The following is a 16729-nucleotide window of genomic DNA, read 5'->3' as shown; positions in this document are numbered from 1 at the left end:
AAATAATATTTATTATGGAAAAAAAAGAAACAAAAATGGAGAAAGATTTAAGAAACCTTTCTGAAATGACACCACAAACTTGTAGTTTAACAGGCGGTGGAACGGGACCAGATGATTGTATGCCAGAAGACGTTTATGAATATCTTTTGGAACAAAATGCTATTAAAAGTAGAGTCTATGTTTGCAACCGCGGATGGGTATTACCTGGTCCTATTATCGACGGTTCGTGCGGATCGTGCGGATCGTGCGGATCATGCGGATCATGCGGATCATGCGGATCATGCGGATCATGCGGATCATGTGGTTGCGGAGGTATAGACGTTATTCCAACATCTGCATTTAGAGGCTATAAAAATGATGATCCATCTGGATGTTTTAGAAGATGTAAAGAAATGTTATCCAGTGCTGGTGTTTCATTAACAGAAAGAATAATACAAATGACTAATAATAATGGAAGTGGAAGGCCATCATCTTCTACTTCAAATGTTCAAGATGGTTTATCATATATAAATTCTCAATTAGCAATGCGAAAACCTGTAATTGTAGCTGTTGACTATAAAACAGGATCTTCAAATCAAGATTCGATTGGAGACCATTTTGTAATAATTGTTGGCGGAAATTCTTCTTCTGGTTATCATTATTTTGATCCTGCAACAGCAAATCAGGAAAGGGGAACAAGTATGGATAATATGTTTCTATTACAGAATAATAAACTTGTAGATAGTAATAGCTGTACAGGAGAGACAAAATATTATACTGTAACAAGCATACGTATCAACAACTAAGAAGTTAATATATGAAAGCATTTGTCTTAGTAATACTAATAATGACATCTATTATACCAATACAATCTAAAAGGGTTACATATAGTGTCATTAAACAAAGTTCATACAAAGAAAATTTCAAAAAATTTACAACCGGATTCACACCGCTTAAAAGCGGTGTGTTCGGTGTAGAGGCGTTCGGCACGACCGACGCTTCCAAGGTCTCTGCCAACGCACACATCAGTCCGTCGTCGCCCTTCCTGCCCACCGACCTTACGTGCGACTGTCAGGAACAGAGCGACATATACTGGGACAAAGGCAGCATGATGAGAATCGGCGACAACACCACCGTGGTGTTCATGAACCGTCTGTGCGACGACTCTCACAACAACGCGCTCTACCGCTACGACCACATAGTGGCGACATACGACGCCGACGGCCGTCTGACCGACAGCCATATCATAGGCCGTTCGGGCCGTGCGTGGAGCGTTGAGGTGAAAGGCACCGCCGACGCGAAGGGTGGCATCACCATGAACGTCACACGCCGCGACCTCGCCATACCCGCGATGATTGAGGAATACGCAGACCTCACGTTCACCGTCACGGCCTCGCGCTACACCATAGGCAGCGACGGCTACATCTCGCGAACATCGCTCGGCGTGCCACGCAGCGAGACAGTGAAGGCCGACGCCATACCTGCCACGAAGGAGGAGTTCGACAAGCTGCTGGCAATGTTCACACCGCTAAGCGACGGAAAAATAACTGTCAGTTCGTTCAAAAACGACGAACAGCCCGGAAAGGAGATAGACTGGAAATACGTGCGCGCCTTCATCACCCCTGCTCCCGACTGCGACTGCGCTCCGATGCGCACGCTCTGGACCACCGGAAGCATGATAGAGACCGCCGACCGATACATACTTCTCATGACCAAGAACTGCGATGTGCCGCGAGGAGGCTATCCTTTCAGCGAGTATGTAGTGGCAACCTTCACCAAGGACGGCCGCACAATCGACGTCTGTCCCGTGGCTCGTATAGGCGACTTCTGGGATGCCGAGATAACAGGCAACAGTTCGCCGTTCTCGCTCAAAGTAAGACAGGCTGTCACATCAATGGCTGAAGAACAGCCGGGCACAGGCAATACAGACAACGTGCACACGCAGACGTGCACCATAGAAGCCGACGGATGCATCACGCTGAGCACATCGAGCCGCACCTTCGCCGCCCCGTCCGACAGCGAGGGATGGACTGAACAGAAATAGAGACCACGCAAGCTGACTGGCGATACCATGCACAGGTTAAGATAGTATAGTGCACGAGCCTTGACGACACTGCTTGCAGGGCCTGACAATACAGCGTGCGGAGCCACACCGGCAGCTCCGTGCGTTAACATTTTTAAGTTAAAAATTTCGCCCGAAAAACTCTCGTACCGCCACTCAAAATAGAAAAGCGGACGCTCCCCAAACGGCCTTCTCCGGCACAGAAAAGGCCATTCCGTAAACACGCCTTGCGAGCCTCTACCCCCAGGCTTTCGGAGTGCGTCGCGAGGAAAAGACCATTTTGCACCATGAAACAGCCCATTTCACAGCATGATCAAGCCCGTATCATGGGGTGAAAAGGCTTATATCGCATGCTCATATAGCCTATATCGCAGGACAGTATGCGGCGTGTCGCGTCATGGTTCAGACGCAACCGTCTTATTATCAGCACATTATCCTAACCCCTTCATAACTCGCGTATTTGCCGACGGACGTCGTGTCGCCCGCAAATTCTTCGAAAATGAGGCACCATTTTTTAACATTCGGCTTCACTCTGTGCCTCTCACAGCAACCACGCACTGTGCCCGCAGCAGGTCCTTATGCTACGTTTCATGACTTTCCCTTATTATTCACGCACGCAACAGTCCACACCGCCACATCACATCCGCCGTAAAACAGAAATGCAAAAAAAATAAAAAAATGAAAACAATAATACAATTTCTGATACTCCCTATTATCAAAAAACACTATCTTTGCATAAGATAGGATACGGTTCGGCAATGCCATCTCCTGTAAAACTCCGTTTTCCCGATTTGTCATTGCGCTCACCTTTCACTCTCTTTGCAACAAACAGAAAACGTTCGGACCGGACATTAAGAAGAGGGAACAGCGTGTCCGGCATACGCCATTCACCTTATTGATTCTCTGAAACAGAACTACCGGGGGTCGGCAACCGACACTTTTTCTAATAAAAACAAACTCCGTGCACGTGCACGGAAACACGCCGGACACGGCGGAACATTTAAAAACCTAAACCGGAACGATTACGGCATAACAATGAACGCAAGCCCTAACAGCATGAGACACAGCCGCGAAGCATCCCGTACAATAGCAAACTGTACGGGCGCAATACTTTGTACGCATGTTTCGTTCAGCATCAACTCCGCATGCACCGGACCGTCACAGTTCATGCCACGCCGTTGTCAGTATCCGTAGGGAGGCTCCGCAGCGTGAGCATAGTCAACAAGAAGGCAGATAGTCTGCCTGTATCGTGTGGCACGCAGACCGGACTCCGCAGGAAACAATCAGACAGAAGAAACAACAATAATAACAGTATCACATAAACCTAATACGGTAATGACTACACGAAGAGACTTTCTCAAACAGATGGGAGTGGCAGCCGCAGGCTTAGGACTTGCGCCACTCGGTTCGCTGGCTGCACGGCCGGCAGGTGCAAACAATGCCAAGGACGCCAAAGGCGACAAGGTGAAGATAGCCTTCATCGGCATCGGCAACCGCGGTGAGCAGAACGTAGGCGAGTTCGAGCGCACGGGCATGATAGAGGTGACAGCGCTTTGCGACGTCGATCTCAAGGGCAAACAGTCGCAGAAGGTGCTCGGCAAGTACCCAAAGGCAAAGCTGTTCACAGACTACCGCGAGATGTTCGAGAAGTACAGCCAGAACTTCGACGCAGTGGTGGCTTCAACTCCTGACCACAGCCATTTCCCCATTGCCATGCTGGCACTCGAATATGGCAAGCACATATATCTGGAGAAACCGATGACCCGTACGTTCATCGAGGCCGAACTGCTCATGCAGAAAGCACGCTCATGTCCCAACGTAGTGACTCAGGTGGGCAACCAGGGCCACTCCGAAGCCAACTACTTCCAGTTCAAGGCATGGCAGGAAGCGGGCATCATAAAGGACGTTACGGCCATAACGGCTCACATGAACAATCCGCGCCGCTGGCACAGCTTCGACTCGAAGATGTACCGTCTGCCTTCAGGAGACACTCTGCCTGACGGAATGAACTGGGACGCATGGCTCGGCGTATGTCCGTGGCACGACTATTCGGCAAAGTTCCATCAGGGTGACTGGCGCTGCTGGTACGACTTCGGTATGGGCGCACTGGGCGACTGGGGAGCACACATTCTCGACACGGCGCACGAGTTCCTCAATCTCGGACTGCCCTATGAGGTGTCGCTCACTTACGAGAAGGGGCACAACGACTTCTTCTTCCCGTATTCTTCCACCATCCTGTTCCGCTTCGGCGCAAGAGGCAACATGCCGCCGTGCGATGTGACATGGTATGACGGCATAGACAACCTGCCGCAGCTGCCGAAAGGCTATGGCAAGTCGGAATACAATCCGGACATACCTGCAAGCAACCAGGGCGACACACCGGTGGCAAATCTCAACCCGGGAAAGATAATCTACAGCCGCGACCTTATATTCAAAGGCAGCAGCCACGGAAGCACACTCTCCATCATCGGCGACAAGGCTGAGGAGATGAAGAGCCGCCTGCCGGAAGTGCCGAAGAGCCCGTCCAACCACTACGTGAACTTCCTCCGTGCCTGTCAGGGAACAGAGAAGACACGCTCACCGTTCGAGATCAACGGTGTACTAAGCCAGGTGTTCTGCCTCGGTGTGATAGCACAGCGCCTGAACACACAGCTCTTCTTCGACCCGCGCACAAAGCAGTTCACCAACAATGCCTTCGCAAACTCACTGCTCGCAGGCATGCCTCCGCGCAAGGGTTGGGAGTTCCTCTACAAGATGTAAGGCCTCACGGCACTGCATAAAGCCATCAATCAACAAAGAAATATACAACTCCGAGCATGAACAAAGGCACAAGGCTCATCATGGCGGCCGCCATACTGGCCGCGACGGTGTGCTCGTGCAGCGTGACACGCGGCACGGTGTCGGACGGATGGACTCTGGTATGGGAGGACAACTTCGACCAGAAACATTCGTTCGACACAGCCACGTGGAGCAGGATAGACCGCGGAACGTCCGACTGGAACCGCCACATGTCGCATCACGACGCCTGCTACGACATGCGCAAGGGCAACCTCGTGCTGCGCGGAATACTCAACGACGTGGCGCCGAACGACACTGCCCCGTTCATCACCGGAGGCATATGCTCTATGGGTAAGCGCACGTTCAGCGACGGACGGCTCGAGATACGCGCGCGGCTCAATGCCGCACAGGGCGCATGGCCGGCCATATGGCTTCTGCCGGAGAACGGAAGCTGGCCGCGCGACGGCGAGATTGACATCATGGAACGGCTCAACGGCGACAGCATTGCCTATCAGACCGTGCACTCGCACTATACCTACAACCTCGGCATAAAGGACAATCCGCCCTCACACGCCACCGGACCTATAGATCCGGACGCGTACAATGTATATGCCGTGGAGATGTATCCGGACAGTCTGGCGTTCTTCATCAACGGTCGTCACACGTTCACCTACCGCCGCATACCGACCGACAAGGAAGGTCAGTTTCCCTTCAACCGCCCGTTCTATCTGCTCATCGACATGCAGCTTGGCGGCAGTTGGGTGGGCGCAGTAAGGCGGAGCGACCTGCCGGTGGAAATGCTCGTCGACTACGTGAGATTCTATAAGCGGCGGCAGCGAGCCCGGGGCCACGGCCGCCTTCACACAAAGACACAACACAGAAAAGGCTCCGCCGCACAACGGCGGAGAACAATCCTAAAACCAATAACACAAATGAAAAAACAGATAATCACAGCCCTCGCCGCACTGCTCATACTCCCGGCGACGGCACAGGAATGGAAACCGCTGTTCAACGGAAAGAACCTCAGCGGATGGACACAGAAAAACGGCAAGGCCGAATATAAGGTGGAGGACGGCGCCATCGTGGGATACACCAAGATGAACACACCAAACTCCTTCCTCTGCACAAAGAAAAACTACGACAACTTCATCCTAGAGTTCCAGTTCAAGATAAGCGACGGACTCAACTCCGGCGTGCAGCTGCGCAGCGAAAGTCTCAAGTCCTATCAGGACGGACGCGTGCATGGCTATCAGTTTGAGATAGATCCGTCGCAGAGAGCATGGACAGGCGGCATCTACGACGAGGCACGCCGCGGATGGCTCTACCCACTGACAAAGAACCCGAGAGCCAAAAAGGCATTCAAGAACGGACAGTGGAACAAGGCGCGCATCGAGGCATACGGCAACAGTATCCGCACTTGGGTGAACGACATTCCGTGTGCCAACCTTTGGGACAACAAGACTCTGAGTGGTCTCATAGCCCTTCAGGTGCACGCCATACAGAACAAATCCGACGAAGGCAAGACAATAGCATGGCGCGACATACGCATCTGCACCGAGGATGTGGAGAAGTATCTCACACCCGAAGACCGCACTCCGCAGGTGAACTGCATTGACAACACTCTGTCGCCGCAGGAAGAGAAGATGGGCTGGAAGCTGCTGTGGGACGGCAAGACCACCAACGGATGGCGCGGAGCCAAGCTCGATGCCTTCCCTGACAAGGGCTGGAAGATAGAGGACGGTGTGCTCAAGGTGCTGGCAGCCGACGGAGGCGAGTCAACCAATGGCGGTGATATCGTGACCACTGAGACCTACGACAACTTCATACTGACCGTTGACTTCAAGATAACGAAGGGCGCCAACAGCGGTATAAAATACTTTGTTGATCCGGAAGCCAACAAGGGTGAGGGTTCGGCAATAGGCTGCGAGTTCCAGATTCTGGACGACGAGCGCCATCCGGACGCAAAGCTCGGCGTGAAGGGAAACCGCAAGCTGGGCTCACTCTACGACCTCATACCGGCACCGGAGAAGAAGCCTTTCGACATCAACAACTTCAACACAGCCATGATTATCGTACGCGGCAAGCACGTGGAGCACTGGCTCAACGGCGTGAAACTGCTGGAGTATGAGCGCGACAACCAGATGTGGAACGCGCTGGTGGCATACAGCAAGTACAAGAACTGGAAGAACTTCGGCAATCACAAGCGCGGAAACATTCTGCTGCAGGACCACGGCAACGAGGTGTGGTTCAAGAATGTGAAGATCAAGCCTATCAAAATGAAACAGATAGACAAGCGTCGCCGTCGCTGAACATACACAATACGACAACATGAAAAGAAACATCGCATGGATTCTGATAGCCGCATGCTGCGCCACGGCACAGGCACAGGTAAGGCTCTGTCCGCTCTTCACCGACAACATGGTGATGCAGCAGAAGGCTGACGCGCCGCTGTGGGGCACATGCGAAGCCGGCCGAACGGTGAGCGTCACCACATCGTGGGACAAACGCAAATACGAGGCAGTGGCCGGCAATGACGGCAAATGGCTGGTGAGGGTGGCAACACCCAAGGCCGGCGGACCGTACGAGATAACCATCAGCGACGGCACTCCCGTGACGCTGCACAATGTCATGATAGGCGAGGTGTGGCTGTGTTCGGGACAGTCGAACATGGACATGCCGGTCAACGGATGGGGACAGGTGAACAACTACGAGGCTGAGGTGAAGACCGCCGACCACAGCAACATACGTCTGCTGCGTGTGGACAACACCATGGCCATGCGTCCGCAGGACAGCTTCACGGCGATGAAAGGCGGATGGCAGGTGTGCTCGCCCTCTACCATAGAGCCGTTCTCGGCCGTGGCCTACTTCTTCGGCCGCGACATAGAGAAGTATCGCGACGTGCCCGTGGGGCTCATACAGTCGAGCTGGGGAGGCACTCCGGCCGAGGCATGGACCAGCGGTGCATCGCTCACAGAGCTGCCCGAGTTCCGCAGCGAGGTGGAACGCATAGCCTCAATGCCCGAGAACAAGGACGAGCGCGCGGCAAGACACAAGGAGGAACTTGCCGGATGGTTCAACGCCTTCAACAGCAACGATCCTGAATTCAAGGACGGCCGCTTCAGCTATTTCACGACTTCATACGACGACTCCGGCTGGGACGAAACGCCGGTGCCGGGATATATAAGCAACAGCAAGTACGACGCGTTCGACGGAATGATAATCTACCGCAGGGTGATAGACATTCCGGAGAGCATGGCAGGACAGAAGCTGACTCTCCGTCTGGGCAAGGTGGACGACGATGACATGACCTTCTTCAACGACATGATGGTTGGCAACACCACCGGCCCGGGCGAGATAAGAGAGTACAGCATTCCTGCCGAAGCCGTGAAAGCCGGCAAAGCGGTGATTACGGTTAGGAGCATCGACACGGGCGGAATGGCAGGCATAACGGGCTACGACGGTCAGGAATGTCGCCTTACTGCCGAAGACGGCACCACGATAAGCCTCAACGGCACGTGGAAAAGCAAGATGTCGGCACCGCTCAGCTCGCTCGCCTCAAAACCGCGCGACCCGGTGAACGATCCGAAGAACGCTTGCGTGCTCTACAACGCCATGATAAATCCGCTCGTGGGATATGCCATCAAGGGCGCGATATGGTATCAGGGCGAGGACAACTCCAACCGTGCGTGGCAGTATCGCGACCTCATGCCGCTCATGATTGAGGACTGGCGGCAGAAGTGGGGCTACGACTTCCCGTTCTTCATGGTGCAGCTTGCCAACTTCATGCAGCGCCACGACCAGCCCACCGAATCGCGATGGGCAGAGCTGCGCGAGGCACAGCAGATGACGGCCGAGACGCTGTCGGGATGCGGTCTGGCGTGCATAATAGACATAGGCGACGCCAACGACATACATCCGCGCAACAAACAGGACGTGGGCCACAGGCTCGCGCTTCAGGCACGGCAGAAGGTTTATGGCGAGAAAGTGGAGGCTTCGGGACCCGTTTACCGCAACTACCGCGTGGAGAACGGCCGCATAAGACTCTTCTTCGACCACACGGCGAAAGGCCTCGCCACAAGCAACGGACAACAGCTCAAGGGTTTTGCCATTGCCGGACCCGACCACCGGTTCCACTGGGCAGACGCCGTGATAGACGGCAACACGGTGGTTGTGTCATCGCCCGAGGTGAAACATCCTGTCGCAGTGCGCTATGCCTGGGCAGACAATCCTGAGTGCAACCTCACCAACAGCGCCAATCTGCCGGCCGTACCGTTCCGCACCGACGACTGGAAGGGACTCACCTACGGCAACACATCATACTGACGCACACACGCCGGCGACATGCAAACGCGGCCGTCCGGCATTATGATAATCAGAAATCAGAATGTAAGCACACCGTTGTGTTGTCTTATATTCTGATTTTTCTTATGTCGTCATAGCTGCCCTCCGCGCGGACAACATGCCCACCGGACGCAAATATCGCGGTATTTCGTGTGCAGCCGTAACACGCATCGTATCAGACAGTTGCGCAGAAAATTCCATTTCTGTGCAACGCTTTCACCGGATGGGACGACGCAATAAAGCCCATTCCGGCGCCGAAAGCCACATTTCTCATCACAGAACCGTCAAGAGAGCGACGCGAAATGCACTTTATCGTGCCCTGAAAAGCACCGTTTCAGGGTGTGATATGCACAATATTGCATGCTGATATGTTGCATATCGTAGGCTCATACAGTGCATATCGCACGACACAGGCCGCTCCGTCGCCTTTCCGGTTTTCCAGAATGAGCAGCCGGCACGCATTTTTCCGAGTGTCAAAATGCTGCCGTACACATTCATACAGCGACACTCTGACATCCGCCACACATCCCGTGCCACCCCGGACAAGCGCCATACGGGAGGCACGAAAAACAAAAAAGCCGACTTCACAGCCGGCTTTCCATAGATTATACAATAACATTATGTATCTTTAACTATAAGCTGTCATTAGCTCCTGTTATGCAAGTAACACCTTTAAGTAGAATACGCTTGCAAAGTTAATCATAGGAACGCTTGCGTGCAATACCTAAAAATAACGAAAAATGACAGCCACAAAACGCATCGCGCGCCGTACGTGCGGCAGGCAGATACCTTGTTTTTGTTATCCGACGTACGGCGCGCGGCATATTCCCATGCGCCCGTAAAAAGCGCAGAAGCGTCAGCGGCCCGTGGCCTGCAGATACTCACACTTGCTTATCTCATACTGCGCCATGCTCTCGGCATAGCTGTCGCGCGTATTGATATATATGGTCTGCGCCTCGAGCAGGTCGCTCATGGTGCACGTTCCGGCCTGATAGTAGTCGTTGTGCAGGCGAAGGTTCTCGGCCGACTGCTCCACCGCCTCGAGCGAGAGTTCTATCTGTCTGTATGTGTCGTTGAGCTTATTCCATGCGTTACGCATCTTTATCAGAAGCATCCTGCTGCTGTCGTCAAACTCGTTTCTGGCGTTGCGCAGCTGCAGTTCGTGCTTCTTCACCTCGTGCGAGCCTCCCCACCACGCCGTGAGAGGCACGCTGACGGTGGCAAATCCGATGAGGAACGGATGGTCTTTCTCCATGATGTTGTCATACATATATCCTGCTCCTACCGCCACGGTAGGCAGATTCTTGCCCACTGCCAGACGTTTTTTCAGTTTTGCGGCCTCCACATTGCTTTCGAGCAGACGATACTCGCTGGTAGTAGTGAGCGATGCTTCCGGCGAACAGAAAAGCGAGTCGGGGCGGCCGGGCAGCGAGTAGGGGAACGTCGCATCGACGTCGATGCTGTCCGACGGATAGCCTATGTACTGCGCAAGAAGACTCAACGTCACTCCGAGAGCGTTCTCCGTCTTTATGCGTGTGTTCTTGGTCTCGTTCTCGCGCAGCTTCACCTGTAGCAGGTCGTTGCGGTCGGCCACTCCTGCATCCACCGCAGCCGTCACGTCGCCACGCATGCTTGCCAGCTGTTTCTCCACGGCGGCAATGGTGTTGAGTTTCTCTTTCAACACCGCGGCCTGCCAGAAATACTGTTCGGTAGTGAGCTTCACCTCGTTCTCCGAAAGGTTGCGCTTCAGCCGGTTCACCTTCACATTGAGTTTCGACAGCTTGTGTGTGTTCACTATCTGTCCGCCGGCGAAGAGCGGCATACCGGCCGACACACCGCCGGCCACGCCGTCCTTCATCATCGACATCGACGCACCCGGCGCCACGTCAACATCTATAAGCGGTTTGTTAGAGTTGAAGGCGAATCCCGACGCACTCACCGTGGGGAAGAAATGGGTGAAAGCCTGCTTCTCGTCCTGCCGTGCAGCCTCTATGTCGTTGCCTGCGTTCTTCATCTTCACATTGTTGTTCAGGGCCATGTCAAGACATTCCTCGAAGGTCAGACGGTGCTGTGCCGTCGCGCCGCACACTACGGCGGAGGCAAGCAGAAGCATGAAACCACGTCCTTTTATATTCTTATTCATTGATTTATACTATTGTTTTTGTTATGAAAATTGTTTATGAATGAGTGTCGCTTACATACGTTCCGTCATTCAGCCTCCATACTCTCAAGCCGCATACGGCTCTTGGTTGTGCCTCTGAACATGAGCATGTAGGCTGCTGGCAGCACAGTGAGGAGCAGCACCATGGTGAAGAGCGTGCCGTAGCATATCACCGTTCCCATAGGCATCCACAGACCGCTGCCGCCGAGAATCATCGGGATGACACCCATGGATGCGGCAGCCGACGTGAGGAATATCGGGCGCATACGGCGTCGTGCGGAGTGATAGATGGCCTCCGACGATGTAAGATGGTTGGCGGCGCGCAGCTCTTCGGCATAGTCTATCATTATTATGCCGTTGCGCACAATGATTCCCATCAGGCTCACAATGCCCAGAACGCACGTCACACTGAAGTCCACTCCCTGTATCATAATGCCGGCAACCATACCCGGAATACAGAGCAACATGCTCATGAAGACAAGGAACGCTATGCTCACCTTGCGGAAATGCATCATCAGAATGAAGAATATCACCACTGCCGCAACATACAGTCCGTTCATCACCGGAGGCATCTTCTCGGCATCGTCCTCGTAGTCGCCGCCGAAAGACATGCTGACACCGGGCGACAGTTTCAGACTGTCCATCTTCTCAATGACACGCCCTGTGGCCTCCATGGCGTTGACTCCACGTTTCAGATCGGCCATCACAGTAACGGTGTACGTGCCGTTGCGCCTTACTATCTGGCCGTCCTTCCACTCCGGCACTACCGTTGCCACCTGGCGCAGAGGCACGTCGCCCAGTCCGCCTGCCACACCTATCTGCTCGTCTTCAAGCGATGCCGGAGTGGCCTTGTCGGCGTTCACGCTCTTGAGTTTCACGGGAATGTCGTAGTCGCCTTCCCATACACGCGCCACCGGAAGGCCGTCGCCATAGCGCATGGCCAGCGTACTCTCCACCGCGAAGTTGCTCACTCCGAGCCGTGAAGCCTCGTCTTCCTTCATCACAACGTCCACGACAGGCCGCTGTTCCATGAAGTCCGTATGCACTATTATCGGACCGTCCATCTTCATAAGTGTCTCCCTCACTTTTCCGGCATCAGTCTTCAGCGCATTTATGTCGTTGCCGCTGAGTCTCACTTCTATCGGATATACCGCCTCGCTGTAGCTTAACTGCTTGAACCGTATGCGTGCCTCCGGGAAACGGTCGGTAACACGCGGCGCCCACTCATCAAGCAAATCGACAGTAGCTTCGTTGCCGGTGGTATTGACAATAAACTGTGCATACTCCGGACCGGCTATCTGTGGAGCATAGCTACTGTGGAATCTCGGAGAGGCACATCCTTTGAACGAGGTGATGCTCACCACGCGTTTATCCTTGCGCATCATGTGTTCAAGACTGTCGACCACTGCCACCGTACGGTCAATTCCACTGCCGGTGGGCAGCGATATCTCCACGGCAAACTGGTTGCGGTCGGCAAAAGGCATGAGCTGCTGAGGCAGACGCGAAATCATTAATATGCCCGCAACAACCATGACCACACCTGTCACCACCGTGACCACAGGATGGGCAAGACAAACATCGAGCAACTTATTATAATAAGTCTGCAGCATGTCGAGGAACGAGAACGACTTGCGGTCGCCCGACGGCCTCTTCATCGGTTTGCGGATGAAGAAGAACTGCATGAAGGGCACCAGCAGAGTGGCAACCAGCAGCGATATGAACAGCACGAGCGTAACGGCCCACGGGAAGCTGTTGACAAAGTCCTTTATGAGTCCAGTCGTTGTGAGAAGGAACGGAAAGAACGTGATGCTTATGGCAAGTGTGGCCGAGAAGATTGACTTGAAGAAGTGGGTGGTGCTCTCTATTGATGCATGCCATCTCGACACTCCTTCGCCTATCTGCTCCAGATAGTTGTCTATTATCACAATGGAGTTGTCCACAATCATTCCAAGCGTCACAATAAGAGCGGCCAGCGTCACGGTGTTGAGCTCTATGCCGAACATTGAAAACATGCCCAGAGATATGAAAATGGTAATAGGTATGGTGGACGCAGCTATCAGAGCCACACGCAACGGCAGCAGGAGCATCACAACTATGATTACGGCAACCACGGCTATCACCAGCTCGTGCAGGAAATTGGTCACGCTGTCGTCCACCACTTTACTCTGGTCTGTTATGCGTTCTATGTTGACATCGGATGGCAGTTCCTGCTTGAAATCCTCTATCACCTTGTTCACTTCCTGACCCATCGCCACAATGTTGCAGCCCTTCTTCATCTCCACACTGAGCAACACACACTTATGTCCGTTGTTGGTGATGTAGCTGTCTGGGGCTGCATACTCCTTAACCACACGCGCCACGTCCTTCAGACGGATGTTGTTGCCCGACGGATCTGTGTATACTATCTGCTGTTGGACGTCATACAGCGTGTTGAGCGACTTGCTGACGTACACGGGATAGACCGTAGATCCGTCCTTCACTCTTCCGCCCGACGTCACAAAACCCTTCTGCATGAGTGTGGCGGCCAATGTCTGGGCATTAAGTCCGTAGCGCGACAGGCGGCTGTCGTCCACATATACCGATATCTGTTCGCCGAGTACACCGCTCACTGTCATGCGTCCCACGCTGGATATGCGGCGCAGCTGTTCCTGCAGGTCGTCCATGTAGTCGCTCAGTTCGCGGTAGGTCTTGTCGTCGCTTTCCATCGTTATGAGCAGTGCAGAGGTGTCGCCGAAGTCGTCCATCACTCTCAGTGCAAGCACGTTGGCAGGCAGTTCCGACTTGAACACCGACACGCCGTGCTTGAATTTGCTCCAGAACTCATCCTTGTTATTCAGATCATCGTTAAGCTGCACCTGAATATAGACAATTCCGTCGCGTGTCTTCGATATCGTCTTATCCTTGCGCACCTCCTTATAAGTGAATATATAGTCCTCCAGAGGCTTGGTAACCTGTTCCACCATTTCGTCGGCCGAGAGTCCCGGTGCAACGGCCACGACAATTCCCTGACGTATGGTGAAGTCAGGAAATTCGTTCTTCTTCATGCCCGGCAGACAATATACGCCCAGTGCTATCAGGCAGCACACAACCAGAATGATTATCTGATGATAATGCATGGCCCATTCCACCATGCCGCGTTTTTTCTTTTCTGCTTTCATCTTACAATCGGTTTATCATGTTCAGAAAGTCACGGGAGTGCCCTCGCACACCTTGGCCTGGCCTTCAACAATAACTCTGTCGCCGACGGCAAGGCCCGAAACAATCTCCACTCCGTCGGCCCTGTAAGAACCACATGTCACATCTCGCCGTGCGGCCTTGCCTCCGCTGACAGTCCATACGAAGTTGCGGTTGTGCTCGTCGGTCTGAACCACACGTGCAGGTATCACCGGTACAGCACCGTTGTCGCCCTTGGCAAGAAGCGTGACCTCTGCCACCATGCCCGGCATAAGGTCTGTACTGCGGCCTTCTATGCGCAGTTTCACCTCATACGAACGTGACAACTGATGAGCCATAATGCCTTTCTCCACAACCACAGCGTCGAATCCGCGGCCTCCGAGTGCCGGCACCGTCACTATGGCACGGCATCCTTCGTCCACTCCGGCTATCTCGTTCTCAGGCACAGGGACACTGACCTTCAATGTGCCGGACGTGACAAGCTTGATCACCGGCATGCCAGGCATGACGTTCTGTCCCTCGTCTGCCGTCTTCTCGGCCACCACTCCGCTGAACGGAGCGTACAGATTGCAGTCGCGCAGATTCTTTGCAGCCAGTGCCTCGGCCGAACGGGCCTGCTTCAGTTTGCTCTCCACCTCAACCCACTGTATCTCCGGCAGACTTCCTCTCTTGTACAATGTCTCCATTCGCCGGCGGGCATCCTCAGCCTGTTCGAGCGTCGCACGTGCCGCATCGTGCATGTTGCGCATCGACGTTGCGTCCAGCGTTGCCAGCAGCTGACCTTTCTTCACACGGCTGCCCGTGGCCACGTATATCCTGCTTACGGTGCCGTTCACTGGGAAACTGAGCGACGCTCCGCTGCCTTCCTCCACTGTTCCCGAATACTGCATGCCTGAAGCCGAAGCCGAACCTACAGTCTGCACCTCTACCTTAACTTTTGAAGGAGCCTGCCGCAGGTCCTTCTTTCCACTGCCGCAACTTGCAAGAACAAGCGCTGCGACAGACACAATCATAAGATTAAACCTATTCATGATTTTAACATAAAAATTATTTTCCGGCCGCAAAATAACGTTCTGATTTTCATATTCAGGACAAAATACAGGCTCGCAAAGTGGTCTATTTGGGAACAAATACGCATTATTGCGACATACGGAACACAAATAAAGAAGAATATTACACGCTGACAATCACTGCAGTCTGAATATACGGCACTATTAGGGATGTTCCATTTTTACCTTTTTCTTGATTTTTTATTATTATATAAGCTACAAACGATGGTTTATTAAGAAAAACTGAAGTATATTTGCAGGCGCACATAACAACAATATGAACGAAATAAAGAGAATAAATCTGGACAACAACGTTGTCAAAAAAGAAGCATTATACAATAACGGTGACATCGCGATAGGCAACAGTCTGGGCGAGACGATCACCCCGAACACATTCACGTTCGACTTCTACGCGGTGATACTATGCGTCAACGGCGAAATATCATTCGGCATCAACGGCACAAACCACACGATGCACAAGAACGACATACTGATATGTCCGCCAGACATGATATTGAGCGAAGCAAGACACAGTGACGACATGCGCTGCTACAGCATTGCCATTTCGCCCAACTACTTCAAGCGTATTCTGCCGACAATCGACATCAACTGGAAAGTGAGGATAACCTTTGAGACGCATCCCATACTGTCGCTCAACGAAAAGGAGACCGACCTTTTCTGCCAGTATCACGACCTTCTGCAGAAAAAGATGTCGTCGAATCTCGGAAAACATCATGCCGAAGTGATCGACTCGCTCATGCTTGCGTTCATCTACGAGTTCGGCGACACCATAAGCAGATTCATCGACAAGTCTGAACGTCCGTTCTCATCGGCCGAATACATATTCCAGACATTCATCGAGACACTCACAAACATGCAGCCCAAGAAGCGCAACGTGGCCTTCTATGCCGAGGAACTCAACATCACTCCGAAATATCTCACGGCCATCTGCCGAAGCATAAGCGGACACCCGGCATCGAAAATCATAGACACCTACGTGATAAAGGACATAAGCTACATGCTCAGATACACGCGTAAGTCGGTGAAGGAAATATCCAACGAGCTCGACTTCCCGAACATTTCGTTCTTCGGCAAATACGTAAAGAAACATCTAGGCATGTCGCCAAAGAACTATAGAGAGCGTTTTGTAAAAGGCATCGACTCCGGAGAATAATCAAAAAGACA

Annotated in this window: 9 protein-coding genes and 1 pseudogene; 7 read left to right on the top strand and 3 right to left on the bottom strand. The window is 53.0% G+C overall.

Features of this window, described 5'->3' with window-relative positions:
- The first annotated feature begins 14 nt into the window (after positions 1–14).
- The 6 genes and pseudogenes from WKT13_RS01950 to WKT13_RS01925 all read left to right on the top strand — a co-directional run bounded on the left by WKT13_RS01950 (position 15) and on the right by WKT13_RS01925 (position 9142).
- On the top strand, positions 15–785 hold the full coding sequence (locus WKT13_RS01950; protein WP_340322591.1) for a hypothetical protein: 771 nt from the start codon (positions 15–17) through the stop codon (positions 783–785).
- Positions 786–796: 11 nt separating this feature from the next.
- On the top strand, positions 797–2023 hold the full coding sequence (locus WKT13_RS01945; RefSeq protein ID WP_340322590.1) for a hypothetical protein: 1227 nt from the start codon (positions 797–799) through the stop codon (positions 2021–2023).
- Positions 2024–3376: 1353 nt separating this feature from the next.
- Complete coding sequence (locus WKT13_RS01940) at positions 3377–4801, top strand: Gfo/Idh/MocA family oxidoreductase (protein ID WP_298619053.1); 1425 nt, start codon at positions 3377–3379, stop codon at positions 4799–4801.
- Between the two features lie 80 nt (positions 4802–4881).
- Positions 4882–5655: pseudogene (locus tag WKT13_RS01935) on the top strand (glycoside hydrolase family 16 protein); the annotation flags it as partial.
- A 96-nt stretch (positions 5656–5751) separates the two neighbouring features.
- Positions 5752–7128: a 3-keto-disaccharide hydrolase gene (locus WKT13_RS01930; protein ID WP_340322759.1), complete on the top strand. Its 1377-nt coding sequence runs from the start codon at positions 5752–5754 to the stop codon at positions 7126–7128.
- A 19-nt stretch (positions 7129–7147) separates the two neighbouring features.
- Entirely contained in the window at positions 7148–9142 is a 1995-nt protein-coding gene (locus WKT13_RS01925) for a sialate O-acetylesterase (RefSeq protein ID WP_340322589.1), read from the top strand.
- An 874-nt stretch (positions 9143–10016) separates the two neighbouring features.
- Here the strand turns inward: WKT13_RS01925 and WKT13_RS01920 are convergent.
- The 3 genes from WKT13_RS01920 to WKT13_RS01910 form a co-directional block, all read right to left on the bottom strand.
- Entirely contained in the window at positions 10017–11303 is a 1287-nt protein-coding gene (locus WKT13_RS01920; RefSeq protein WP_340322588.1) for a TolC family protein, read from the bottom strand.
- 65 nt (positions 11304–11368) lie between these two features.
- Positions 11369–14479 (bottom strand): efflux RND transporter permease subunit, encoded by a 3111-nt coding sequence (locus WKT13_RS01915; protein WP_340322587.1) that lies wholly within the window; start codon positions 14477–14479, stop codon positions 11369–11371.
- 21 nt (positions 14480–14500) lie between these two features.
- Complete coding sequence (locus tag WKT13_RS01910; RefSeq protein WP_340322586.1) at positions 14501–15526, bottom strand: efflux RND transporter periplasmic adaptor subunit; 1026 nt, start codon at positions 15524–15526, stop codon at positions 14501–14503.
- A gap of 295 nt (positions 15527–15821) precedes the next feature.
- Here WKT13_RS01910 and WKT13_RS01905 point away from each other — a divergent pair, with 295 nt between their 5' ends.
- Positions 15822–16718 carry an AraC family transcriptional regulator gene (locus tag WKT13_RS01905; RefSeq protein ID WP_340322585.1) on the top strand — a complete coding sequence of 299 codons (897 nt, stop codon included), beginning with the start codon at positions 15822–15824 and terminating at the stop codon, positions 16716–16718.
- The last annotated feature ends 11 nt before the right edge of the window (positions 16719–16729 follow it).

Origin of the sequence: Prevotella sp. HCN-7019 (assembly GCF_037890215.1) — a bacterium.
Classification (GTDB): Bacteria; Bacteroidota; Bacteroidia; order Bacteroidales; family Bacteroidaceae; genus Prevotella.
Note: the sequence above shows the minus strand (reverse complement) of the source record. Positions and strands in the feature narration are given on the sequence as shown.

Coding starts and splice junctions, on each gene's coding strand:
- WKT13_RS01950 (WP_340322591.1), top strand. CDS start 15: ATGGAAAAAAAAGAAACAAAAATGGAGAAAGATTTAAGAAACCTTTCT.
- WKT13_RS01945 (WP_340322590.1), top strand. CDS start 797: ATGAAAGCATTTGTCTTAGTAATACTAATAATGACATCTATTATACCA.
- WKT13_RS01940 (WP_298619053.1), top strand. CDS start 3,377: ATGACTACACGAAGAGACTTTCTCAAACAGATGGGAGTGGCAGCCGCA.
- WKT13_RS01930 (WP_340322759.1), top strand. CDS start 5,752: ATGAAAAAACAGATAATCACAGCCCTCGCCGCACTGCTCATACTCCCG.
- WKT13_RS01925 (WP_340322589.1), top strand. CDS start 7,148: ATGAAAAGAAACATCGCATGGATTCTGATAGCCGCATGCTGCGCCACG.
- WKT13_RS01920 (WP_340322588.1), bottom strand. CDS start 11,303: ATGAATAAGAATATAAAAGGACGTGGTTTCATGCTTCTGCTTGCCTCC.
- WKT13_RS01915 (WP_340322587.1), bottom strand. CDS start 14,479: ATGAAAGCAGAAAAGAAAAAACGCGGCATGGTGGAATGGGCCATGCAT.
- WKT13_RS01910 (WP_340322586.1), bottom strand. CDS start 15,526: ATGAATAGGTTTAATCTTATGATTGTGTCTGTCGCAGCGCTTGTTCTT.
- WKT13_RS01905 (WP_340322585.1), top strand. CDS start 15,822: ATGAACGAAATAAAGAGAATAAATCTGGACAACAACGTTGTCAAAAAA.